This window comes from Pantoea sp. JK (assembly GCF_026130245.1).
Taxonomy (GTDB): domain Bacteria; phylum Pseudomonadota; class Gammaproteobacteria; order Enterobacterales; family Enterobacteriaceae; genus Pantoea; species Pantoea trifolii.
Genome location: NZ_JAINFN010000001.1, coordinates 450,136 through 473,193 on the forward strand (window position 1 = coordinate 450,136; position 23,058 = coordinate 473,193).

General features: G+C 54.5%; 21 protein-coding genes. 7 read left to right on the forward strand and 14 right to left on the reverse strand.

Annotation, left to right across the window (positions count from 1 at the left end; all coding sequences use genetic code 11):
- Window positions 1-44 precede the first annotated feature (44 nt).
- From PanJK_RS02200 to PanJK_RS02220, 5 genes are read right to left on the reverse strand one after another with little or no spacing between them, the layout of a single operon-like run.
- Window positions 45-5,606 (reverse strand): ATP-binding sensor histidine kinase, encoded by a 5,562-nt coding sequence (locus PanJK_RS02200; protein ID WP_265297003.1) that lies wholly within the window; start codon window positions 5,604-5,606, stop codon window positions 45-47.
- Entirely contained in the window at window positions 5,603-5,989 is a 387-nt protein-coding gene (locus PanJK_RS02205; protein ID WP_265297004.1) for a response regulator, read from the reverse strand. The genes PanJK_RS02200 and PanJK_RS02205 overlap by 4 nt, the downstream gene beginning before the upstream one ends.
- Window positions 5,990-6,030: 41 nt before the next feature.
- Window positions 6,031-6,282 carry a XapX domain-containing protein gene (locus PanJK_RS02210; protein ID WP_008102799.1) on the reverse strand — a complete coding sequence of 84 codons (252 nt, stop codon included), beginning with the start codon at window positions 6,280-6,282 and terminating at the stop codon, window positions 6,031-6,033.
- Window positions 6,283-6,284: 2 nt separating this feature from the next.
- Window positions 6,285-6,536 carry a DUF1427 family protein gene (locus PanJK_RS02215; RefSeq protein ID WP_256696264.1) on the reverse strand — a complete coding sequence of 84 codons (252 nt, stop codon included), beginning with the start codon at window positions 6,534-6,536 and terminating at the stop codon, window positions 6,285-6,287.
- Window positions 6,537-6,590: 54 nt separating this feature from the next.
- Complete coding sequence (locus PanJK_RS02220; protein ID WP_256696263.1) at window positions 6,591-7,283, reverse strand: hydrolase; 693 nt, start codon at window positions 7,281-7,283, stop codon at window positions 6,591-6,593.
- 196 nt (window positions 7,284-7,479) lie between these two features.
- Here PanJK_RS02220 and PanJK_RS02225 point away from each other — a divergent pair, with 196 nt between their 5' ends.
- Genes PanJK_RS02225 through PanJK_RS02240 form a run of 4 tightly spaced genes read left to right on the forward strand, consistent with a single transcriptional unit; the run spans window position 7,480 to window position 12,249 of the window.
- On the forward strand, window positions 7,480-9,357 hold the full coding sequence (locus tag PanJK_RS02225; RefSeq protein WP_265297005.1) for an amidohydrolase: 1,878 nt from the start codon (window positions 7,480-7,482) through the stop codon (window positions 9,355-9,357).
- 2 nt (window positions 9,358-9,359) lie between these two features.
- Window positions 9,360-9,779, forward strand: coding sequence for a DoxX family protein (locus tag PanJK_RS02230; RefSeq protein ID WP_265297006.1), 420 nt, complete (start codon window positions 9,360-9,362; stop codon window positions 9,777-9,779).
- The gene (locus tag PanJK_RS02235; RefSeq protein WP_256696260.1) at window positions 9,766-11,391 is read left to right on the forward strand and encodes an MFS transporter; all 1,626 of its coding nucleotides are present in this window, start codon (window positions 9,766-9,768) and stop codon (window positions 11,389-11,391) included. Before PanJK_RS02230 ends, PanJK_RS02235 begins: the two co-directional genes overlap by 14 nt.
- Before the next feature lie 36 nt (window positions 11,392-11,427).
- Window positions 11,428-12,249: an alpha/beta fold hydrolase gene (locus PanJK_RS02240; RefSeq protein ID WP_265297008.1), complete on the forward strand. Its 822-nt coding sequence runs from the start codon at window positions 11,428-11,430 to the stop codon at window positions 12,247-12,249.
- Between the two features lie 405 nt (window positions 12,250-12,654).
- On the opposite strand, the gene PanJK_RS02245 is transcribed toward PanJK_RS02240, so the two are convergent.
- Window positions 12,655-13,158 (reverse strand): GNAT family N-acetyltransferase, encoded by a 504-nt coding sequence (locus tag PanJK_RS02245; protein ID WP_256696258.1) that lies wholly within the window; start codon window positions 13,156-13,158, stop codon window positions 12,655-12,657.
- A 95-nt stretch (window positions 13,159-13,253) separates the two neighbouring features.
- Here PanJK_RS02245 and PanJK_RS02250 point away from each other — a divergent pair, with 95 nt between their 5' ends.
- Window positions 13,254-14,180, forward strand: coding sequence for a LysR family transcriptional regulator (locus tag PanJK_RS02250; protein WP_265297009.1), 927 nt, complete (start codon window positions 13,254-13,256; stop codon window positions 14,178-14,180).
- A 13-nt stretch (window positions 14,181-14,193) separates the two neighbouring features.
- On the opposite strand, the gene PanJK_RS02255 is transcribed toward PanJK_RS02250, so the two are convergent.
- Window positions 14,194-15,252 (reverse strand): NAD(P)H-dependent flavin oxidoreductase, encoded by a 1,059-nt coding sequence (locus tag PanJK_RS02255; RefSeq protein WP_265297010.1) that lies wholly within the window; start codon window positions 15,250-15,252, stop codon window positions 14,194-14,196.
- Between the two features lie 17 nt (window positions 15,253-15,269).
- The gene (locus PanJK_RS02260) at window positions 15,270-15,773 is read right to left on the reverse strand and encodes an AAA family ATPase (RefSeq protein WP_265297011.1); all 504 of its coding nucleotides are present in this window, start codon (window positions 15,771-15,773) and stop codon (window positions 15,270-15,272) included.
- Window positions 15,774-15,879: 106 nt separating this feature from the next.
- Between PanJK_RS02260 and PanJK_RS02265 the strand changes: the two genes are divergently transcribed.
- Both PanJK_RS02265 and msrA read left to right on the forward strand, forming a co-directional pair.
- Window positions 15,880-16,434, forward strand: a complete 555-nt coding sequence (locus PanJK_RS02265; RefSeq protein WP_265297012.1) for a flavin reductase family protein — start codon at window positions 15,880-15,882, stop codon at window positions 16,432-16,434.
- 63 nt (window positions 16,435-16,497) lie between these two features.
- Window positions 16,498-17,031, forward strand: a complete 534-nt coding sequence (gene msrA, locus PanJK_RS02270; protein ID WP_265297013.1) for a peptide-methionine (S)-S-oxide reductase MsrA — start codon at window positions 16,498-16,500, stop codon at window positions 17,029-17,031.
- A gap of 175 nt (window positions 17,032-17,206) precedes the next feature.
- Here msrA and PanJK_RS02275 read toward each other — a convergent pair whose 3' ends face one another.
- From PanJK_RS02275 to PanJK_RS02300, 6 genes are all read right to left on the reverse strand, one after another.
- Entirely contained in the window at window positions 17,207-18,028 is an 822-nt protein-coding gene (locus PanJK_RS02275; RefSeq protein WP_265297014.1) for a hypothetical protein, read from the reverse strand.
- Between the two features lie 79 nt (window positions 18,029-18,107).
- Window positions 18,108-18,581 carry a fimbrial protein gene (locus PanJK_RS02280; RefSeq protein ID WP_265297015.1) on the reverse strand — a complete coding sequence of 158 codons (474 nt, stop codon included), beginning with the start codon at window positions 18,579-18,581 and terminating at the stop codon, window positions 18,108-18,110.
- Between the two features lie 141 nt (window positions 18,582-18,722).
- Window positions 18,723-19,223, reverse strand: a complete 501-nt coding sequence (locus PanJK_RS02285) for a fimbrial protein (protein ID WP_265297016.1) — start codon at window positions 19,221-19,223, stop codon at window positions 18,723-18,725.
- Window positions 19,224-19,225: 2 nt separating this feature from the next.
- Complete coding sequence (locus tag PanJK_RS02290) at window positions 19,226-19,726, reverse strand: fimbrial protein (protein WP_265297017.1); 501 nt, start codon at window positions 19,724-19,726, stop codon at window positions 19,226-19,228.
- 32 nt (window positions 19,727-19,758) lie between these two features.
- Window positions 19,759-20,520: a fimbria/pilus periplasmic chaperone gene (locus tag PanJK_RS02295; protein ID WP_265297018.1), complete on the reverse strand. Its 762-nt coding sequence runs from the start codon at window positions 20,518-20,520 to the stop codon at window positions 19,759-19,761.
- A gap of 15 nt (window positions 20,521-20,535) precedes the next feature.
- Window positions 20,536-23,058 (reverse strand): outer membrane usher protein, encoded by a 2,523-nt coding sequence (locus PanJK_RS02300; RefSeq protein ID WP_265297019.1) that lies wholly within the window; start codon window positions 23,056-23,058, stop codon window positions 20,536-20,538.

A 23,058-nucleotide genomic window follows, 5' to 3' on the forward strand; every position in this document is an offset into this window, starting at 1 on the left:
GCATCCTTCTCCTCCCGCGAAATAGTGCGGGAGGATACGATACACTATTTATTCGCATTCAACGGCAGGGTAAAACTGAATAGGCTGCCACCTTGCGGGCGATTTTCTGCGCTCAACACACCACCATGACGTTTGATGATTTCGTTACTGATGGTCAGCCCCATTCCCATCCCTTCTGCTTTGGTGGTATAGAAAGAGTCGAAGATCTTGCCGATAACCTCTGCCGATAAACCGGTGCCGTTGTCGGCAACCTCAATACGAATACGATTAGCGTCAGGATTCGAAGACGAGAGCCGCAAGATACGCGCCCCGGAATTATCGGCCATCGCCTCAATGGCATTAATCACCAGATTCAACAGCACCTGCTGAATCTGTACGCGCTCGCAAAACACCTCATCCCACTGCGCTTTGATATCCAGTTCCAGCGCCACAAAACGGCGCTCAAGTTCCAGACGCGACAAAGACAAAATATCGCGCGCCAGCAGATGCAACCTGGCTGATCCATACTCCGCGACATTATTGCGCGTCAGTGACTGCAGGCCGCGAATAATTTCGCCGGCACGCTGCCCTTCGTTAATGATCTCCTCAATGCTTTCGCTGGCTTTGTCGAGCTGAGCCGGTTCGCGTTTCAACCAGCGCAGGCTGGCGCCGGCATTAGCCACAATCGACATCAGCGGCTGATTGATTTCATGGGCGATCGACGAGGTGAGCTGTCCTACCGTGGTGGCGCGCGCCACGCGAGCCAGCTCTGCCTGGGCGATTCTGGCGGCATCCTCAGACTGACGCTGCGCGGTGATGTCCGTCAGCGTTCCGAAATATTCGGCGACCTCCGGCCAGTTCTCCACCGGCTCACCGATACCTTTGATATAACGGCATTCGCCGTCATCACGGATGATGCGGAATTCGGCCTGCATGCTCACACCCTGCGCCACGCTGGATTCAATCAGCGCTTTCAGGCACTGAATATCGTCTGGATGTACCCGCCGCTGAAACTCCGCCATCGAGGTATTCAACTGCCCGGCGGGCAGCCCCATGATGCGTTTGTATTCATCCGATATCAGCTGAATATCCGGCCCCAGATGCCAGTGCCAGGTGCCGGTATGACTGATTTTTTCACCCAGCATCAGGGATGTCTGGCTGGCGCGCAGCTGTTTTTCAATTTTCCGCCGCTGGATGTTCTCTTCCACCAGCTCGGCATACAGCCGCGCCGTTTCCAGAGAAACTGCGGCCTGCGCACCCAACATCGAGACAATGCGTGAGTGCTCAGCGGTGAAGACGTCCGGCATCAGCCGGTTTTCCAGGTAGAGCACGCCCACCATTTGCGCCTGGCGGAACATCGGTACGCACATCACCGCCGCGCCGGAGGCGACCAGATAGTTATCCTGACTAAACGGACTGAACACTTCCGGCCTGCCGGTACGGATTTCCTGTCCGGTGCGGATCACCGCCGAGAGAATCGACAGCGGCAGATCGGTCGCCACCGGCAGTTGATTGACGATTTTGACTCTGACGCCTTCCACCGTAGAAGACGCGCGGGCCTGAATTTCCGGCACATTGCCGTCGATAAGACGGATCAAAATACAGTGCTGCGCCCCGGCGCGTTCTACCAGCATCATCATCAAAATATGGATCAACCGATCAAGATTGATCTCTTCGGTTAACGCACGCATCGCCGTCACCATGCTTTGCAGGTCGCTGATCGCCGCGCTCTGCTCAAAGGTCACGGTGTTTAACGCGGTCTGCAACGGTTGCGCCGCCAGATGCGGATAGTGCATTTCAAGCTGACGTACCTTGGCACCCGCGCCCCAGCGATCCCATGCGGCAAGGGCGCCTTTAATATAGCCCTCGGCGGCGAACGCCATGCCGCGTGCATTGGCGCAGCGTGCGGCCAGTTCGCAGGCCAGACCGTTGATAGGATGGAACTGACCTTTGCGCGACAGCTCGATGGCTTTTTCAAACTGCTCCAGCGCCGCACCGCTGTTATCCTCCAGCCTGAGCAGTTCAGCGCGCAGCAGCGCTTCCTTGTCGGCAAAGGTGCCTGGATTCTCCGCTGACCAGGTCATGATTCTTTCAAGATGGCGCTGCAGTTGCAGCCGCTGCGTGGCATCAAGCTCATTGGGTTGCAGCGGTATGCTGAGCGAAAGCGCGCTATACAGATGAAAATCCAGCATATGCACATGGCCGGGAATCACGTCAGTGAGCGGCGCGGCATCAATGAACTGGCGATGGGCGGCGGCATACTCACCGGCAAAGAAATGCGCCATGCCTTTATACAGCCGCGCCCAAAACTGCATCAGATACAGCGGTTCAATGGCATGTTCCGGGAGCACTCCGTTTAGCGTGGGTGCCCTGAAATCATCGCCGGTCAAGATCTCACCGGCGGGCTTACGCAGGAACATCACGTAGTCCAGCTGCATGCCGAGAATCACTTCCACATCGCGATATTGCGCTTTGCGCACATACACCATGCCGCGCATGATCGAGGTATGCACGCCATCAAGATGGTCACCACGCGCCAGGCAGTTCATGGTGAGATGACGCAGCGCCAGACACGCCGAGGTGCGATCGCCGATATCGACCGCCACATCAAAGGTCGCTTTCGCGCACTCAATGGCGTAACTGAGCGGCATGGTCCAGACGCTCACCTGATCCAGCGGCATCAGCGTGCGCGCTTTATAGCTGACAAAATCGTGTTTATACACCAGTTCACGGGCCAGCAGCGCGCTGGCAAAACCACGGCTGTATTCGTTGAACTGATCGCCACACACCACGCCGTACCACGCAAGCGCCAGTGTAGAAGCACCGCTGATGCCCTTCTCCATTGTCAGGTGCAGAAGTTTGCACAGGATGATGAATTGCAGCCGTGGGCTGATAAAAGCAGCGAAGGTGCTGGCGCTGGCCATCAGGTTCATCACGGCTTCGGTTTTATGGCAGGTTAATCGCGGCAGAGAGCGGAAACGCGTGTAGGGATTTTTACCGACAGCCTTTTTCAGCCGTTGCCGGGCGGCATCGCATTCGGCTTTATCCGGATAGCGGTTTAGATGAATGCCAAACACCGCCAGCCAGGCCAGCGCGGTTTCCAGCGCCAACTGACTGTCGGACTGACGCATATGGATTTCCGCAATCAGCGTCGCGGCCTCGGCTTTATCGGTGACCGCGCCGGGCGTGGCGAGAATCTCGGAGCTCAACGCCAGCGCGCCCGATAAGTTGCCGCTGAGAAACTCACATTCCGCTTGCTCAAACAAAATTACGCCGCCCTCCTCCACACCTGATTCTGCGTTGAGCGCGCGGGCGGTGTGTAAGAAGCGCAGCGCGGAAGCGTAATCGCCCATAATCTTCGCGCGTCGGGTGGCGTTTAATAACAGCAGACCGAACGTAGCGGCTTCAGGCATTAAAAGGGCGCGGTTTTGCAGCGTGATGGTGTGATGCGCGGCACTGAACAACAGCGCATGCGCATTATTCTCGCGCACGGCCTGCATGTAATAGCGGACGGCGGCAAAGTGAACATCATCTTTTGCTGCCGACGACAGCAACTTCAGCGCGGCCTCATGCATGCTGTCATGCATAAAGGCGTAGCTGTGATCGCTCAGCGAGATCAATCGCGCCTCGGCCGCGGGTCGCAGCGTGGCATGAATCGCGCTAACCGCCGTATTGAGAATGGCAGCCAATACCGGCAAATCGCCGCGACTGCCGATGCAGGCCAATCGACCCAGCAGCTGGCGCACCGGCAGCGCGAGTAATTGCAGCTGTTGCAGCACGCCAGCTGCAACGTTCGCGGTGTAATGGCTGTTTTTCAGCGCGTGCGGATTGTAGGTCCACTTGTGCGACGCGACGTGCGTGATGTGATGATCGCGCACCGCCTGACGGTAAAACTCCCGCGTGGCGAGCGGATTCCCGGCGGTTTTTTCATGAATAATCTGCGCCAGCTCGGCGGTCTCTGCGCTGCGGGTGTGAAAAATGCCAGCCAGCCAGCTGGCGATATTTTTCACTGACAGCGGCTCGGGCGTGACATCCACAATGCGCGTGGCGGCGGCACGAATCCGATCAAGGCTGGCGACCACCGTCGGACAGGGCAACGACGCGTGATCGCGGTGAGAAATCACCAGCAACAAGGGGATATCGTCGCTGGAACGCAGCAGATTCTGCAACAGCTGCAAGGTCGCCTGGTCGGCCCAGTGCACGTCATCAATCAACAGGATTAGCGGCCGCCCCGGCACCGTAAAGGCTTTCACCAGGCTGCAGGCCACCAGATTCAGGCGATTGCGCGTATCCAGCGAGCGCGCATCCGCCTGCACGCTGGCTTTGTGGTTGAGTAAGATGCCCAGCTCGGGCACCAGATTGACCGCCAGCCCGACATAATGCCCCAGCTGACGTGTGATATGTGTTTTCCAGCGCGCCATCTCTGCGGCGCGCAACCCGAGCAGATGCAGCGTCAACGAACGAAACGCTGAGGTAAAGACCGCATAGGGCAAAATCGGCGAGTGCTGATCGGCTTTGGTCACCGTCAGCAGCGCATTTTTTTCCCGCAGGATTTTAAGCGCCGAAGCAATTAGCGACGATTTTCCTGAGCCGGGCGCACCGCTAATCGCCACCATGCAGTGTTTGCCGCTGCTGCTCACCTCATCAAACGCCGCCAGCATCTCACTGGCCTGAGCGTGATCGCTGTACAGCACATCGGAGGATAGCGTTGAGGTCGGCACATCCTGTAAGCCCAGCGCAAAGGATTCGACCAGGCCATCAGGCATTAAGTTGGATTCGCAGCGTCGCAGATCGGCCAGCACGCCCTCGACGGTTTGATAACGCTGTTCCGGCGATTTGGTCAGCAGCCGTAAAATAATGGACGAGAGCACCAGCGGCACATCTTTGCGCAGCCGGTGCGGCGGCAACGCTTCGGAGGCAATGTGATGGTGCACCCATTCGGCCGCCCCCCCTTCGGCGCTGCCGTAGGGAAGCCTGCCGGTGAGCAATTCGTAGAGCACAATGCCAAGGCTATAGAGATCGCTGACCCGACTAACCGCGTGCGCGGTGCGCGAGGTATGTTCGGGCGACATGTAGGCCAGCGTTCCGCCGGTCACCGCAGCGCGCAGCGGCTGCTGTGAGTCCGCTTCCATAAACGCCAGGCCAAAGCCGCCCAGCACCACGTCGCCCTGGTCAGTGAAGAAGAAATTGGCCGGTTTGATGTCGCCGTGCACTAAACCTTGCTGATGCAGCTTGCTGAGCGCATCACACAGCGATACGGCGCAGCTGATGAATTTCTGGATTTTTCCGGCGGGCAAGCGCAGATAATCAGTGAGGGTTTGATAGTGGAACGCGGGATAAATCAGCGCGTAACGCCCGTGATATAAGGTGTGGCGCAGTGGTTTTAGCGCCCAGCTTTCTGCTAATAAAGTGCGCAGCGCATACTCATTTTTCAGCAGTTGCGTCACCGGAAACACCGCCTCTTCGGCCGCTGCCGTGGCCAGCACGAAGCACTCACCGGAAATAAGGTGGCGGCATTCGATCCACTCAACCTGTCCTTCCTGCGCCAGCGGGGTGAAAACGATGTCATCCGCCAGCACCAGCGCCGCGTCATCCGCGATGTTTAACGACAGGAAAAGCGTGCTCATTGGCGCGCCGCCTGGGAGGAAAAAGCCAGGCGTATATGTTCAAACAGCAGGTCGATATCAATGGGCTTTCGCATAAAGGTTATCGCGCCTAGATTGATGGCATACCAGAGCATATTCTCATCGCCGTTGCCGGAGATGATGATTCCGGGTGGGTTCTCGAGACGATCTACCAGCGCACGGAACAACTCAAAGCCCGACATGCCGTTGAGCTCAACATCAATAATGAACAGCGCCGCGCCGTACAGCGCCGTCTCGTCCGCCAATAGCGCTTCAGCCGACTCAAATGCCTGCGTTGCGTATCCTTCCGACTGAAGCAGATTGCATAAACCACTGCGAACAGATCGTTCATCATCAACAACGACAATGCGCTGCGACAGCTGCATGCTGTGTTCCTTAATTATTATTCACTGCCTGCGACGCGTCCTCAGGAGGTTTTGTCACTGGGCGGCGGCGTGCCGCTGATTTTAGGCACGCACTCATGACGAAACCAGGCCAGCGTTACCGGTTGACGGTTAATCAGGCGCTTGCACAGCGGGATAATCTGTTCGCCGACCAGCATACCAAACAGGCCAAGTAGCGCAATCACTGGCGGCGCCGGGGAATTGACGTCGATAACGGCGTAAATGATGCCGACTAAAATGCCGACGGAGAGCGAAATCGCATAGGTTTTCAGCATGTTCATCCCGCCTGTTTTGGCGTGAGCGTGGCGGAGTGTAGCGGCTTATCAGCGGCAATCGCGTGCTGCGCTTTATCAACTGGCATAGTGGCGGCCACGGGATGCGTCAATTTTCCGCCCAGCGAACTGCCGACGATCATGCCCAGCAATCCCACCAGCGCCACGGCGGGCGGTGCCGGCGATCGCACGTTGAGTAAGGCGTAAATCAGGCCGATAAACACGCCCGCAGCCAGAGAGATCAGTAAAGGACTCACCGGTCCTCCTTGCAAAAGAAAGGCGAGCCCGGTAGCGCTCGCCTGCGTGACGATTTAGCGAACGGGGGCAGGCACCGGCGCCAGCGTGCGATGCTCGCTCTTCTGACGTGAAGGCGCTTTGTGCACCATGGTGTACGCATAGTCCACGCCGATGCCGTAAGCGCCGGAGTGTTCTTTGGCGATATCCATCACCGCGTTATAGGTCTCTTTGTGCGCCCAGTCGCGCTGCCACTCCAGCATCACCTGCTGCCAGGTGACCGGGATCACGCCCGCCTGAATCATGCGCTGCATGGCGTAGTCGTGGGCTTCTTTGGTGGTGCCGCCGGATGCGTCAGCCACCATGTAGATTTCATAGTCGCCTTCCAACATGGCGCACAGCGCGAAGGTGTTGTTACACACTTCGGTCCACAGACCGGAAACCACAATTTTCTTTTTACCGTTGGCCGCCAGCGCATCACGCACTTTCTGGTCATCCCACGAGTTCATTGAGGTACGCTCGAGAATGTCCTGGCCTGGGAACACATCCAGCAGCTCCGGGAAGGTGTTACCTGAGAAGCTCTCGGTCTCAACCGTGGTCAGCACAGTAGGAATGTTGAAGACCTTCGCCGCTTTTGCCAGCGCCACCACGTTATTTTTCAATACCTGACGGTCGATGGACTGCACGCCAAACGCCATCTGCGGCTGCTGGTCGATGAAGATGATCTGGCAGTTGTGCGGCGTCAGTACTTCTAATTTACTGGTTGTCATTTTTGTATGCCCATTGAGGTGAATGTCTGGACGCAGTGTAGGAACCTTTGAGCAACCGAACTATTATCTATTGGTATACCTATACAAAGGTATACCTATCCTTTTGTATAACTAGACGCTTTCCAGACCGCCTGAACATAATCCCTCCACGCATTTCACCTGCGAAATGGGCAGGACCTCTTATTCAGGAGATTTTATGGTTACGTTAGGCAAAGCAGACATCATTTTGACCAATGGGCGGTTTCATACCGTCGATCGCGGCAACCCGATTGCCGAGGCCGTGGCGATGCGCGATGGCAAATTCCTCGAAGTGGGCAGTCTGGCCGACGTGATGCAGCATCACTGCGAAGGCACCAAAGTCATTGACCTCAAGGGTCATACTGCCATTCCCGGCCTGAATGATTCCCACCTGCACCTGATACGCGGCGGCCTCAATTACAATCTCGAATTGCGCTGGGAAGGTGTGCCCTCCATCGCCGATGCACTGCGCATGCTGCGTGAACAGGCGCTGCGCACGCCATCGCCACAGTGGGTGCGCGTGGTGGGCGGCTGGACCGAGTTTCAATTTGCTGAGCGTCGCATGCCGACGCTGGATGAGATCAATGAAGCCGCACCCGATACGCCGGTTTTCATCCTGCATCTGTATGACCGCGCCCTGCTCAATCGCGCCGCGTTGAAGGTGGTGGGCTACACCAAAGACACGCCCAATCCGCCGGGCGGCGAGATCCAACGTGACAGCAATGGCAACCCAACTGGCATGCTGATTGCGCGCCCGAACGCCATGATCCTTTACGCCACGCTGGCGAAAGGGCCAAAACTGCCGCTGGAGCAGCAGGTCAATTCCACCCGCCAGTTTATGCGCGAACTGAACCGCCTCGGCCTGACCAGCGCCATTGATGCGGGCGGCGGTTTCCAGAACTATCCCGAAGATTACGAAGTCATTGCCGAGCTGCATGAGAAGAAGCAGATGACGCTGCGTATCGCCTACAACCTGTTTACTCAGCGTCCGGGCCACGAGCTGGAAGATTTCGAAAAGTGGACCGATATGCTGACGCCGGGCCAGGGCAGCGACTATTTTCGCCATAACGGTGCCGGTGAAATGCTGGTGTTCTCCGCCGCCGATTTTGAAGATTTCCTCGAACCGCGTCCGGATCTGGCGCCCGGCATGGAAGATGAGCTGGAGCGCGTGGTGCGCCATCTGGTGGAACACCGCTGGCCGTTCCGCCTGCACGCCACCTATGACGAATCGATCAGCCGCATGCTGGATGTGTTTGAAAAAGTGAACCGCGACATTCCGTTCAACGGGCTGCACTGGTTCTTCGATCACGCCGAAACCGTGACGCAGCGTAACCTTGATCGCATCAAAGAGCTGGGCGGCGGCATTGCCGTACAACATCGCATGGCCTTCCAGGGCGAATACTTTGCTGAGCGATATGGCATTGAGGCGACTCGCCATACGCCGCCAGTGGCGCGCATGCTGGAGACCGGCGTGCCGGTGGGTTTGGGAACCGATGCCACCCGCGTGGCGAGTTACAACCCGTGGACCGCACTCTACTGGCTGGTATCGGGACGCACCGTGGGCGGCATGCAGATGTACGACGTTAACGCGCGCCTCGATCGCGATACGGCGCTGATGCTGTGGACGCAGGGCAGCGCCTGGTTCTCCAGCGAGCAAGGTAAAAAAGGCCAGATTAAAGTCGGTCAGCTGGCCGACCTGGTGGTGCTGAGCAAAGATTACTTCAGCGTGCCGGAGGAAGAGATCAAAGGCATTGAGTCGGTGCTGACCCTGGTCGACGGAAACATCGTCTATGCCGCAGGATCCTTTAGTTCGGAAGCGCCGCCGCTGATTCCGGTACTGCCGGAATGGTCGCCGGTGGTCAAGGTTCCTGGCCACTATCGCAGTGCGCCGCCGACCGCCACCACGCGCGTTGGCATGATGCCGCAAGCGCATCACTGCAGCGGCCCGTGCGGCGTGCATACGCATTCCCATGAGATTGCGCGCGGCGCCAACCTGCCGGTTTCAGAAGAGAACGCCTTCTGGGGCGCGCTCGGCTGCAGCTGCTTCGCTTTCTAACCATGAAACATTCACTCTCTCAGCCGCCTCGCATTGATGCGGGGCTGTTCTTCCTGCGCCTCACCGGCTGCCTGCTGTTGCTGCACGTGCACGGCTTGCCGAAGGTGTTCCACTTCAGTGAAGAACTGACACGTATCGAGGATCCGTTTGGTCTTGGTGCTTACCTCAGCCTGCTGGCGGCGATCGTGGCTGAAGTGGTCTGCCCGCTGTTTATCCTGCTCGGCGTCTTTACCCGTCTCGCCTGTCTGCCGATTATCGGCATGCTGCTGGTGGCGATGCTGTTTGTCCATCCCGACTGGAGCATAGCGGAAGGTCAGTTTGGCTGGCTGCTGCTAATCATCTTCACCACGCTGGCGCTGACCGGACCCGGTCGCTGGCGCGTGTTTGGCGGCGTTGCGGAGGTGGCACATGGCGCAGGTTAATGACATTCATGACATTCCGAAGGCGGATCTCCCGCCCGTTCCGCAGACGGTTTCACCGTGGCAGCCGCTGCGCCAGCGCGTGTTCCGCATGCTGTGGATCGCCACCGTGGTATCCAATGTCGGTTCATGGATGAACGACGTGGGCGTTAACTGGACCATGCTGACACTGAGCGCCGATCCGCTCTCGGTGGCGCTGGTGCAGGCCGCCAGCAGCTTACCGATGTTCCTGTTTGCGCTGCCGTCCGGCGTGATGGCGGATATCGTCGACCGGCGTAAATACCTGCTGTTCTCGCAGATCTGGGTATTTATTGCCGCTGCGAGCCTGACACTGCTGTCGTGGGCGGGGCTGGTGACGCCGATGGTGCTGCTGATCGCCGCCTTCCTGCTGAGTACCGGCGCCGCCATGAGCTCTCCGCCCTTCCAGGCCATCGTGCCCGATTTGGTCAGTAAGGAAGAGCTCGGCCCGGCGATCGCGCTCAACTCACTCGGCATCAACATCAGTCGCGCGATTGGCCCGGCGCTGGGCGGCCTGATTCTGTCGTTTGCCGGTCCGTGGATGGTGTTTCTGCTGAATACGCTTTCGGTACTTGGCGTGTTTCTGGTGTTGTATCTCTGGAAAGCGCAGCCCAGCGTGCAGCGTTTACCGCCGGAACACTTCTTCCCGGCGGTACGCGCGGGCGTGCGCTATGTGCACGCCGCGCCGGTGCTGCGTAATGTGCTGGTGCGCACTGTCGCCTTCTTTGTGTTTGGCAGCGCCGGCTGGGCATTGCTGCCGCTGGTGGCACGGCGCGAGCTGGGTCTTGGACCCGGCGGCTACGGCATTATGCTGGGTTGCATCGGCGTAGGTGCGATTTGCGGGGCGCTGCTGTTGCCGCGTATGCGCAAACGCTTCAATCCCGATCAGCTGATGGTGCTGGCGAGCCTGATATTTGCCATCACTATGCTGGCGCTGGCGTTTATTCGTCACGTCTGGCTACTGAATGCTTTCGAGTTCTTTACCGGCTTTGCATGGATCGCCGTGCTTTCCACCCTCAATCTTGGCGCGCAACGTAGCGCCGCCAAATGGGTGAAAGCCCGTGCGCTGGCGGTCTATTTGACGGTGTTTTTTGGCTCGATGACGTTAGGCAGCGCCATCTGGGGACAGCTGGCATCAAAATTCAGCATCCCATTATCTCTGACTGTCGCCACCGTCGGCATGCTGCTGGCGAGTCTGACGGTGCTGCGCTGGCGATTGGATCAGGATCCAGATCTGAACCTCGACCTCAGTACGGTGAGCGATCCCTTGCCCGAGCTGGAGATTCGTCACGATCGCGGGCCGGTGATGGTCAGCTATCATTATCAGATCAACCGCACTGAGGCACATGCCTTTGCGGTGTGCATGCAGGATATGCGTCGCGTCAGACGGCGTGGCGGCGCGCTGAACTGGTCGCTGTATGAAGACATGCTGCAGCCCGGCATGTTTGTCGAGACCTTTGTCGTCGGCTCATGGATGGAGCATTTGCGTCAGCGCGAGCGTTACACCATGAACGATCAAAAGATTCAGAATCGCGTGCTGAGATTCCATCAAGGCACAGCACTTCCGGAAGTTCGTTACCTCGTGGCGCCTGAATAAGGCGCTGTCATCTATCGACATCAATAAGGCTGGAACATGAGCACATTCAACACTCAGGATGGGACGCAGATCTATTTCAAAGATTGGGGTACCGGCAAGCCGGTGCTGTTCAGTCACGGCTGGCCGCTCGACGGCGATATGTGGGACAGCCAGCTGAATTTCCTGGCGGAGAAAGGCTATCGCGTTATCGCGTTTGATCGCCGGGGCTTTGGTCGTTCCGATCAACCGTGGGAAGGCTACAACTATGACACCTTCGCGTCGGACATCAACGACCTGATTACCCATCTGGATCTGCAAAACGTCACGCTGGTGGGTTTCTCGATGGGTGGCGGCGATGTGACGCGCTACATCAACAATTACGGCACTGCGCGTGTGGATAGCTTAGTGCTGCTGGGCGCGGTGACACCGATCTTCGGCAAGGCCGATGATTATCCGGCGGGCGTCGATTTGTCGGTGTTTGAAGGCATTCGTCAGGGCTTACGTCACGATCGCGCGCAGTTCATCAGTGATTTTGCGACCCCGTTCTACGGCATTAACGCCGGTCAAACAGTTTCACAAGGCGTGCTGACGCAGACGTTGAATATTGCCCTGCTGGCCTCGCTGAAAGGCACGATTGATTGTGTTACCGCCTTCTCGGAGACCGATTTCCGTCCTCATATGGCGAAAATCGACGTACCGACGCTGGTGATTCACGGCAGCAATGACCAGGTCGTTCCGTTCGAAACCACCGGGAAAGTTGCCGCCGAAATGATCGCCGGTGCGCAGCTGAAAGTGTATGACAACGCACCGCACGGCTTTGCGGTGACGCATACCGATCAGCTCAACGCGGATTTGCTAGCGTTCCTGCAATCGCTGTAACTCCGTAGGGTCGCCATTAATGGCGACCAATGCTTGTCCGTTAAGCCAACGGCGAGTGCGCTGGCCAGGGCCACTTTTGGTCCGGCGGTCCTCGCGCCGCTTACGCGGTGCCTTCACTTCGCTCGTCTGCCTGACGGACCGGCGGAGACGGGACGTCCTGTCCCGGCTCCGCCTTTCGCCCGCGTCCTGCGGGCTCTCCTGGCTTCCTCGCTTCGTTCAGCGCTGCGGATTGCCTGCCCAAAAGAGGCCCCGGCCTGCTCCGAAGCTTCAGTGCGTGTTACAGATAAGGGCTCATTTGCCAGATGTATCGGAGCTCGCACCAGATTTAAAGCAAGATGCTGGTCAGTTAAGCAATAAATTGCATATGCATGAAGGTGCGCATGAATGCGCACCCTACGAAATGCGTTATAGCCCTAACACCGATTGCGGCGCGGCGGCAGCAAATTTCTCTAATGCCGCCCCGTCGAGTCGATAACGCACCCACTCATTTAACGGCAGCGCATCAATACTGAGATAGAACTCTCTGGCGGACTGATCCCAATCTAACGCACTCCACTCAATACGATTGCACTGGTGATTGACCGCGTGCTGCGCGACATACTGCAGCAGCGCTTTGCCAGCGCCCAGGCCACGAAAATTGGGCGAGAAGTACAAATCCTCCATATACATCCCGCGACGTCCCAGCCACGCCGAGTAGCTACGCGTAATCACCGCATAACCGGCGGTTGAGCCATCAATCTCGCACATCAGCGCTTCGCTATTACTGTCGGGATTGAAAAGCATCGCTCTGATCTCTTCTGCAGTCGTCACTGATTGCTGCAATCCATGCTCATACACCGACAACTCAGCAATCATGCTGTAGATAGCGTCCGCGTCTTCAGGATTGGCTGGTCGAATAGTCATCTTCATGCATTATTTTCTTTCTTAATCAGATTGATGCTGCTCAGCATAATGGGTATTGTTCGATGAAATAAGTGCAATAAAATCAATGATAGGTGAATTTCATGCATCATGTGCTGCGTCGACTGGACTTAAATCTTCTCCCCGTTTTCGACGCAGTTTTCAGGCACCGTTCGGTCAGGCTGGCGGCGATTGAACTCAGTTTGAGTACCTCGGCACTTAGCCACGCGCTGTCACGACTACGTGATTTTTTTAAAGATCCGCTGTTCTACCGCGAAGGCCACAAAATGTGTCCCAGCGTCTATGCCTGCCAACTGGCACCCTATATTGCCGAAACGCTAAGCGGGTTAAATCGGCATCTCAGCCCAATGCAGCCATTTGATCCCCTGACCAGCGATGACTGTTTTCGAATTGCGGTAACGGATTACACCGCTTTTTGCGTGTTTCCGGGCCTGATGAATGCGCTGACCAATACGGCACCCAACCTGAGTTTTGAACTCTGCCATTTGCCACATAATCCGGCGCTGATTGAATTACTCGCTGGTGAAATCGATATGGCGCTGAGTTTTAGCGAGCCGGACGGCATGCATCATCCCGATCTGGAAGAGACTGATTTATTCAGTGATGAGTTTATTGTGATTGCCAATACGCGACGCAGCAGCCTGAATCTTGATGACTATCTTGCCGCCGGACATCTGGTCGTGACGCCGTGGAATGAAAAGCAGGGATTGCTGGATTCCCATCTTGCGCGCCTGGGTCTTAAGCGCCGCATTGCCATTAGAACGCCATCCATGCTGAGCGCGCCCTTTATTATCGCGGAAAGTGAATTGCTGATGGCGATCCCCTCCTTCGTCGCCAATAAAATCAAACACGCTGCCGATGTCACCTCATTCAGGCTGCCGTTTCCCGCGCCAAGGTTCACCGTGAAAATCTATTCACACAAACGCAGCGGTAAACGGGAACCCACTGAATGGATTAAAACCCTGATGGCCAACAGCATTATGGAGAAAGCCTACCGCTTTGATGATTAATGGGCGGCGAAATTTACGCCGCCTGCCACTCCGCCACCAGCATATTAACTAACTCGCTAGCCGGCATTTCCCGTGCCAGCGCCGCGCCCTGTCCGGCCCACTGCGCGCCAAAGCCGTGCACGCCTTTGGCAGCCGCTGCGGCGGCAAGCGCTTTGCCTAATGCATAGGTGAGTGGATAAGGTGGAATGGATTCCTGCGCAAATTCGCGTGCCAGGTGGCAAAAATCGTTGGTGAGACATCTTGCCGAGCGGCCAGAGATAGCAGCGATCATCTCGGTGCTGTTGGCCTGCTCGCTTTTCAGCGCCTGTCGATATGCCGCATTGGCAGCGGATTCCGGGCACAAGATAAACGCGGTACCCAGTTGTACACCCGCCGCGCCCAGCTTGAGCATGGCGGCAATGCCCGCGCCATCCATCACGCCACCGGCGGCAATCACCGGCAGCCGCGACGCGTGGCGAATCGCCTGCACCAGCGTAAAGGTGCTGAGCTGCTGATCGTCGCCTGCAGGCTGGAATATCCCGCGATGTCCGCCCGCCTCAATGCCCTGCGCCACAATAAAATCGATGTCGGCGGCTTCAATCGCCTGAGCTTCGCGGATACTGGTGGCGCTCGCTAACGTAATAATGCCGCGACTTTTCAAACGCTGCACGAAAGCGGCGGACGGCAAACCAAAGTGGAAACTCACAGCGGCGGGCGCGCTCTCCAGCAGCACCTCCAGCATTGCGTCGTTATCGACAAACGTTTGGTAAATCTCCGACAGCGCATCCGGCGGAGTGGCTTCATAGCGAGCAAACACCGGCTGAAAGCGGGCGATCCACGCCTGTTCTAATTGCGGATTGCGCTGCACCGGCGCATGGCAGAACACATTGACGTTAATCGGCGCGGAGGTCAGCGAAAGCGTTTTGCGGATCATCATCTCCGCCTGCTGCGGCGTTGAGGCACCCACGCTAATCGAACCCAGCGCGCCGCTGTTACTGACCGCCGCCGCCAGTTCCGGCGTGGAGACGCCGGCCATCGGCGCCTGAATGATCGGATAAGTGAGGTTCAGCTTCTGACACAGCGGATTATTCATTTTGCCTCCCTGCTTAATTAACGGTGATTAACCACGTTAAACCCTTCCTCGCTGTGTGGCGCAACGAAGTAGCTGCTGATCAGCGCAAACTGCGCATCGGTGGCGGCGAAGTCGTGCTGGCCGGATGCATTGCGCGCGTGCAGCCGCGATTTGCACAGTTCATCGGAGACATCAAGGAAATGCAGTTGATGTTCAGCCTCGGCGCTGTGGATCACCGCTTTCATCCACTGGCGTTGAGCCACGGTGTTGGCGGGGAAATCCAGCACCACCGAGACACCGCACTGCAACAGCGAAATCAGATGCGGCGTCATCGCGTTACGCAGCTTACTGGCACAGCGCACGTAATCCGCTACATCCTGCATCTCTTCAGCAAACAGATGCGCCAGCCAGGCATCTTCGCTAATGATCACCGCACCGGTTTGCTGCGCCAGTTGATGAGCCAGCGTCGATTTTCCGGCTGCAATTTTACCGCACAACAGATGCAACACAGGACGAGATGTGGACGCGCACGCAGATTCCATAAAACAGCTCCAGATAAGATGACGCATTAACATGCCGTGAAATGCCAGCCCAGTAAAGGGTGGCAGCTACACTTAGAACATCTGTACCTACAACAGGAGAATCCCGATGCATAAAATCGACTTTCCGGTGAGTAAAGCGCGCAAATATCTGGAGCCGGGTCCGGTGGTGCTGCTGAGTTCACAGTTTGAGGATCACCGCGACATCATGACGCTCGGCTGGCACACCATTCTGGAGTTCTCGCCGTCGCTGGTTGGCTGCATGATTGCCGGCGGCAATTACAGCCATGAACTGATTCGCCAGAGCGGCCAGTGCGTGATCAACGTGCCGTCGGCCAATCTGGTGGATAGCGTGGTGGCAATCGGTAACAGCCACGGCGATCGTCTCGACAAGTTTGATGCCTTTAACCTGACGCCCGAACCGGCCAGCGTGGTCAATGCGCCTTTGATTGACGAGTGCTTTGCCAGCTTCGAGTGCCAGCTGTATGACGATTCGATGGTGGATAACTACAACTTCTTTATCTTTGAGATCGTCAAAGCGCATGTGGCAGAAACACCGGAGTTTCCACCGACGCTGCACTACACCGGCGAAGGACGCTTTAGCGTGATGAGCAACTTGCGGCTCGACAAGCGCAGCGACTTTAAGCCAGAAATGTTAATTTAACTGCTTGAATTGATATGGGCTTGCCCCCACTTTTAACCTTTCGCCCTGACAGGAGTAAATATAATGGCAACCGAATATGCGGTGATCGCTGGTGGCTGTTTCTGGTGTACTGAAGCAGTGTTTAAAGATGTGATTGGCGTCGAGTCAGTCGAGAGTGGTTATACCGGCGGCGCACGTCCGAACCCAACCTACGAGCAGGTGTGCAGCGGTGCGACTGGCCATGCCGAAGCGATTCGCATTGGTTTCGATCCGCAGCAGGTGAAGTATGGCGATCTGCTGGATATCAGCTTTGCCACGCATGATCCCACTACGCTGAACCGCCAGGGCAACGATGTGGGCACCCAGTATCGTTCGGCTATTTTCCCGGCGAATGCTGAGCAGGAAGCCGAAGCGATTGCCGCGATTGCGCGCGCGCAGGAAGGCCTGAGCGATCCGGTGGTCACCACCATCGAGCCGCTGAAAGAGTGGTATGCGGCGGAAGGTTATCATCAGGATTATTGGCAAGGCGCGGGTCAGCGCAACGGCTACTGCATGGCGGTAATCCCACCGAAACTGCAGAAGCTGCGTAAGAGTTTTGCGAATCGCGTGAAGTCTTAAAGATGATTTGCGGTGTATCATGTGATGCACCGCTAAAGCGCAATGTTAGACCAGTTGACATATACGTTATAATATTGCCACATAGCCATCGATTTTTATTATATACAATTCATCTTTTGAAAAGTTATAAAATTGCACGATAACTGAATCTAATTCTGGCGTTAGTTCCAGCTATTCATAAAAATTCCGTAACCATAATTGCTGTTGCGCGATACTCTCCGCCCGCATTCGCATTCTGGCCCCATTTTACGCTGGTGGTTATTGGTATAAGTGGCGGATGATTGTAATAATACGTTTTACTTCCTAACTCTCCATCAATAAATATTTTCACGTCTACTCCCGGTATGTTTGTAGGGACCTCGCCTCCACCTAATATATAAAATTTTATATGCGTATTGCTTTGGCATGACAAGCGGATGTTGGTTGTCATCGGAGTCGTTTGTGCGTTTTCGCCAATCCTGACAATTGCAGGGGGATGAATGTGTACAATCGAATCGGTGTCAAATGTACACACGGCAGGAAGTGCCGGAGTATCAATGAATAATGATCCAAATGCGGGCGTCATGTGGACACCAGTAGCATGCATTATGTATACGTCGTATTTGTTTTGAGGTTGACGCAGCAATTCTAATCTGTTGACTACTCTAAGATAACGGGGGGCTTTTCCCTGTGCAATCGCGTCATGAAGAGTCAGTCCGGTACCCACGAAAGGAGTGGGGAAATATATTCTAGAGGTGAAGCCACCCTCGCAACTGGATACGCTGCAAAATGATTCATCACGTTTAAAGTATACGCCCGCGATCGTTGCGTAGTTGAAAAATCTTGTGTTAGGCAAACTTAATAAATCGATAACAAAATCTACATTTGCATTCTGCCTCGAAGGAGTGCCGTCAATCCAACTTAATACATGGAAAGATGTGAAAGAAGCCGCAGAAGTTATAAGTGGAAACGCCATCATTGATGCAATGATTAATTTTTTAAAATATCCAAATGACATATGAAAACTCTACTTTTCTATAAAGGATTTTTATCATAAAAGCCATATGATATGCATTAATAGCCCTACTGACTATTCCTTATATCACATCAACTTTAATAGTTGCTGAAGCCGTGAAATCTCCAGGCTCATAAGGTTCTCCGGCTTTCTTTACAATGGTTACTGAAAGGTTTAATGGGCCACTAGATGTCATTTTAATAGGCGTTGCCAGATTCTGGTCGGCTCCATTTCTTTTTAGTGCCAACTGAATTCCTTTAGCACCGCTCACAGGTATAATATTAGCATAACCATCAACTGCATCGATTTGCAGAATGACATCCTGAAGCGGATTGAAATTCTGACATGTCAGCGTTAAACCCAGATTTTCTTCACGAGTGCCCTCATTAACCTCTGTAGTAATTACATCACCAAATGCAATAGTTGACGGCTGTGACAGAGAGCAACTTGTCTCAACATAAAAATGACCGGTCACGGTGATATGAGCGCTGAGGGATTCGTCAGCGAGCGCCGATAAAGGCAACATCAAAACAGTAAAAATTAATGCTTTAAACATATTAAAACTCCAGGATAGGTTTAAAGAGCAATTTAATTTCCATTTAAACCTCTACCCCGCCTGCAAAAACCCAAAAAGGCAGTATTAAAAAACAGATTGTGGTTATCAGTCTGGAAAATAGCTTCATTACACCCTCCATCTTTACTGGTAATCTATTTCCAGTGTCGCCACTGCGTTAAATGCCCCAGGTTTTAATTCACTATCTACACGTTTTACCGGCACCGCACTCATCGCAGGCGGTACACCAACAAATGGCAGCCAACTATTGAGCGGCAGCTTGGTTCCCTGGGCACGTAATTCAATACCCAGGTCTGTATGATTAGTATCTAACACATCCTGATCAAAGCTGGCGCCAATGCCGGTAAAACGCAGTTTCAAACTATCCACCGGTGCAGCGCTACAATCGAGCTGAGCATCAATAGGTTGTTCATAACGGCTGCCATGAATATCGTTATGCAGCAGGTTGTCACCGAAATCGACATGAATAGGATCGACATTGAAAATGCACGGCTGCGGGTAAAATAATTGGCCTGATATCGTTATATCCGTTTCTGCGGTTTGTGCCTGAATCGGCAAGGATATGAATTGAAACGTAACGACTAACGCCAGCACTGTTTTCACTGATATGCCATAGCCAAACATCTTTATTGATACTCAATTTGCAGCGTCGCCAAGGCCGTTATTGCACCGGGGGTCAGCACGGCCGAGCTCTCTTTCACCGGCACCACATGCAATACCGGAATCGCATTGCGGTCAAAGTTATGCCAGCTGTTTAAATCCAATTTCGTGTTTCCTGTGCCCTGGCTAAATTGCATGGCAAAGCCGTTCACATTGGTTTGCAATAACGTCGGGTCGGAGGCAGGCAATCCTGTGAAACGCAAACGCAACTGATCGTTAGCTGCATTGGTGCAATCCATCCCCGGATCGATGTCAACGCGATAGTTATTACCATCAATCTCAGTGGTCACCATATCGCCGAGATCAACATCCAACTGGGCAGAATTAAAGGTACATGGAACGGGGTAGACCAACGTCCCCGAGAAGTTGATCTGCGCAGAAGCAGATGACGCATTCGCCGGGCTGTGGGTCAGCAATACACAGGCTAAACCCAAGCCAGCACCTGAAAATAAAGCCGATAGTTGCATCCTACTTCCCTCACTCTTAAGCCAAATAGCCATTATTTCGCGATTGATGATTTCACTACGCACTGCTGCGCCTGGCAGCCGAAAATGAGCTGTGGCTGACCGCCATAATCGTTGATATAGGTCAGCACCGGAGCATTACCTAATGCGGCAGCAGAACCTCCCAGTGTGATATGACTGTTCGGTGCCAGCATTACTGCTTCAAACCCACTGACTGACTTCTCTCCCGCTTTCGCGCTGGCACCAATTAAGGTGACGTAATACGGCGTTGGGTTGTTAACCTGATAACGATCGCCCTTTTTGCTGAGGGTGATTTTTTCCTGGAAAGGCGCGTTCTGTTTGTTTGACGCCTGAGCCGCTAGCAGCGCAGGACGATAAAACAGCTTGATACGCGTTTGTAACGCAATTTGCAGCACGTTGGATTTTTCTGACTTAGGCGGAATTTCACGCATATTGAAATAGAACAGTGATTCACGATCCTGCGGCAGTTTGGCAGTCAACGCATTAGACTGGATCTTCACCTGGCCTTTACCTTTCGGTTCCACACGCTGAATAGGCGGCAGCACCATCAATGGCGAGGTGTTCCCCTCCATCTTTTTACCCTGCTCATCTTCCAGCCACGCCTGAGCCAAATAGGGCAATTTCGCATTATTGTTGTTTACATTGAGACTGATAGATTTTTCACCGCCGTTATACACTACGCGAGTACGGTCCAGACCAATCGCAGCCTGAACAGATGTATGGCTAAAGATACCGATGCTGGCCACAAACAGGCCGGCTAATGCATTTAATTTCATCATTACACCTTTTAATTAACTTTGTGGTTCCGCCGTGCGCTCGCAAGGCAGGAACAAGATTTCGCTCATATCAGCCGGTAATTTATGCGGCATGGTCATATGGCACTGAATGTCTCCATTCCAGCGGACCGACATCGTACCGCCTTGCTGGATACCACTGAGGTAAACGTTCCCCTCATCATTCACTATCCCTGTTTCCTGCTGTTTTTGATTCTGCACTGTCGCGCCAAAAGGCGGGAATGAACCATCAGCCAGCCGGATAATCGCCATTGCTTTTTCACCGGCAATGACATCAAAACGTCGGAAGCCAATAGCTCCCTCGGTCAACGTTGTTTGGGCAACCGATCGTATGGCTTCAACGTTGTCATTTAGCTTATCCACATCAATCTTGACGCTGGTGCGGTAATAATTGCTGAGATCGCTCACCACAGCTTTACCAAACAGGTTGGTGCGAGTTGCTCGTGAACCATTCCCCACCGGCACATCGGCAATGCCATCAGTATCCACTAACACACGTGTGCCACCCATCTGCGTTGCACGATGCAGTGCTCCACCCTGAGTGGTCAAAGTCATGCCGCCCTGCAGCGACAGGCCAAGCGCGGAATAGCGACCTTCATGGTGGCTTCCGCTCGCTTTCACATTGGCGAGAGCGCCATCCAGCGTGTAATAACCACTCATTTCAGAACCATGGTCAGAACTGCCAGCGCTCACCTGATAACTACTGTTATCGCCAAGGCGATCGTAATAACTCAGGTTGTTACGCGTATCACTGCTGCTGGTGGCGCCGTTGTAACTAACACGCCCAGATTGCCCCCATGGAATGGAGAGCGATAAATACGCCCCTTCATCCTGTCCGCTACGGGTATTGGAACGGTACCCGGTTAATGAAAGTGAAAGATTGCGCCAGTTGCCCAGCGAGAAAGCGCTCGACAACGTTAGGTTATAGTAATCACTGTCTGGCGCATCCCAGTAAGTCTGATGGCTGTAATTGAAGTAAGCATGCAGCCCAAGTGATTCAATCTGTTGATTGAATGTTGCGGTGTACATCTCTTTGCTTCGACCACGTCGATTCCAGGTACGGTTAGCTTGCATATCCAGAAAATCGTTCATATTCAGGAAGTCGCTTTCTGCAAAGCGGTAACCTGCAAACGTCAGGTTGCTGCCGGTGTCGAGAAAACGCTTGGAGTAACTCAAGCGATAAGAGCGTCCTCGCAGCATGGGCTGATTGGCAAAGCGAGCAGATGATTGCGTAATATCAGCCGAGATCGCGCCAAAACCGAGGAGATCACGCCCAATACCTGCAGCTATGGCTTGATAATTATCATTGCCTAAGACTCCGCCATACAATGACCAGCCATTACTGACCCCCCATGAGAACTCACCCGTGGCAAAAGGAGAACCGCTGCGACGGCGATCGTAATCACTTGCCTGCCCTACTGCGGTTTTGAAACGTACCATGCCCGGACGGGTTAAATACGGAATGGAAGCCGTATCCACCTGGAACTCATGTACTTGCCCATCCTGTTCTTCAACACGCACATCCAGCAGACCCGATACCGCGCTGCTGAGATCCTGAATACGGAACGGCCCAGCAGCAACCTGTGTTTCCTGAATGACACGACCTTGCTGACTGATCACCACTTTGGCATTAGTTTGCGCTACACCGGCCACTTCCGGCGCATAGCCGCGGAGATTAGGCGGCAACATTTGATCGTCAGAAACCAGGCTGCCGCCGACGAAACGGAAGTTGTCAAAAATGGCCGAGTTGAGATAATCCTCACCTACCGTAAGTTTTGCCTGGTACTCTTTCAAAGCGCGAAACGCATAGATGCGATTCCATTCAACATTTTTAGAATGCGACTGATAGTTTTTGCGCCAGTCATGGCGTGCCTGCCAGTCGGCACGCAGACGCCATGCACCCACATTAGCACCGGCTGTTCCATTACCGGTTAGATAGCTGCCACTCTCACCTGAAGCATTGTTTTGCCGCTGATTCTGTAAATTCAGGTTGTAATCAAGAATCAGACCTGGGATACCATTTTCCCAGCGTGAAGGTGGATCCCAATCGGCATGCTGATATTCGAGATAGGCTTGTGGAATGCTCAAATAGAGTGTGCTGCTCCCAAGATCGGTGCGGGCTTCCATACCTGCCAGGCTGGATAATTGCAGACACTCATTTTCATGCCACCACTGCAGCTCAGAATTCAGAGAAGGCTTGAGTCCTAGCTGCGCGACTATTACCGGTGTTAAGCAAACCTGACTGCCTTCAGGCTCATCATCTGGTGCGTAATAGGCCAAACTTTGCTCAGGTAACGTGGCATCATTTATTTTTATCGCCAGAGAGTAATCGCCCGGCATTATATAACCCTTACGGGAGAATTGACTTAAATCAATATTATCGCGGTCTTTCAAATCGAGGATTGCGGTATTAAACGCAACATCCTGTGCCTGAATCGTAACGGGCAGTGTTAAAATCAGGCTGGTGCGCAACGCGATCTGACAAAAAAGACTTAACGCCGATCGTTGAAATATTCGCAT

Bases quoted from the DNA above. Each gene is read 5' to 3' on its own strand.
- PanJK_RS02300 (WP_265297019.1), bottom strand. From the start codon at position 23,058: ATGCGAATATTTCAACGATCGGCGTTAAGTCTTTTTTGTCAGATCGCG.
- PanJK_RS02265 (WP_265297012.1), top strand. From the start codon at position 15,880: ATGCATAAAATCGACTTTCCGGTGAGTAAAGCGCGCAAATATCTGGAG.
- PanJK_RS02280 (WP_265297015.1), bottom strand. From the start codon at position 18,581: ATGTTTAAAGCATTAATTTTTACTGTTTTGATGTTGCCTTTATCGGCG.
- msrA (WP_265297013.1), top strand. From the start codon at position 16,498: ATGGCAACCGAATATGCGGTGATCGCTGGTGGCTGTTTCTGGTGTACT.
- PanJK_RS02225 (WP_265297005.1), top strand. From the start codon at position 7,480: ATGGTTACGTTAGGCAAAGCAGACATCATTTTGACCAATGGGCGGTTT.
- PanJK_RS02235 (WP_256696260.1), top strand. From the start codon at position 9,766: ATGGCGCAGGTTAATGACATTCATGACATTCCGAAGGCGGATCTCCCG.
- PanJK_RS02275 (WP_265297014.1), bottom strand. From the start codon at position 18,028: ATGTCATTTGGATATTTTAAAAAATTAATCATTGCATCAATGATGGCG.
- PanJK_RS02255 (WP_265297010.1), bottom strand. From the start codon at position 15,252: ATGAATAATCCGCTGTGTCAGAAGCTGAACCTCACTTATCCGATCATT.
- PanJK_RS02220 (WP_256696263.1), bottom strand. From the start codon at position 7,283: ATGACAACCAGTAAATTAGAAGTACTGACGCCGCACAACTGCCAGATC.
- PanJK_RS02295 (WP_265297018.1), bottom strand. From the start codon at position 20,520: ATGAAATTAAATGCATTAGCCGGCCTGTTTGTGGCCAGCATCGGTATC.
- PanJK_RS02210 (WP_008102799.1), bottom strand. From the start codon at position 6,282: ATGCTGAAAACCTATGCGATTTCGCTCTCCGTCGGCATTTTAGTCGGC.
- PanJK_RS02250 (WP_265297009.1), top strand. From the start codon at position 13,254: ATGCATCATGTGCTGCGTCGACTGGACTTAAATCTTCTCCCCGTTTTC.
- PanJK_RS02240 (WP_265297008.1), top strand. From the start codon at position 11,428: ATGAGCACATTCAACACTCAGGATGGGACGCAGATCTATTTCAAAGAT.
- PanJK_RS02245 (WP_256696258.1), bottom strand. From the start codon at position 13,158: ATGAAGATGACTATTCGACCAGCCAATCCTGAAGACGCGGACGCTATC.
- PanJK_RS02200 (WP_265297003.1), bottom strand. From the start codon at position 5,606: ATGAGCACGCTTTTCCTGTCGTTAAACATCGCGGATGACGCGGCGCTG.
- PanJK_RS02260 (WP_265297011.1), bottom strand. From the start codon at position 15,773: ATGGAATCTGCGTGCGCGTCCACATCTCGTCCTGTGTTGCATCTGTTG.
- PanJK_RS02290 (WP_265297017.1), bottom strand. From the start codon at position 19,726: ATGCAACTATCGGCTTTATTTTCAGGTGCTGGCTTGGGTTTAGCCTGT.
- PanJK_RS02205 (WP_265297004.1), bottom strand. From the start codon at position 5,989: ATGCAGCTGTCGCAGCGCATTGTCGTTGTTGATGATGAACGATCTGTT.
- PanJK_RS02285 (WP_265297016.1), bottom strand. From the start codon at position 19,223: ATGTTTGGCTATGGCATATCAGTGAAAACAGTGCTGGCGTTAGTCGTT.
- PanJK_RS02230 (WP_265297006.1), top strand. From the start codon at position 9,360: ATGAAACATTCACTCTCTCAGCCGCCTCGCATTGATGCGGGGCTGTTC.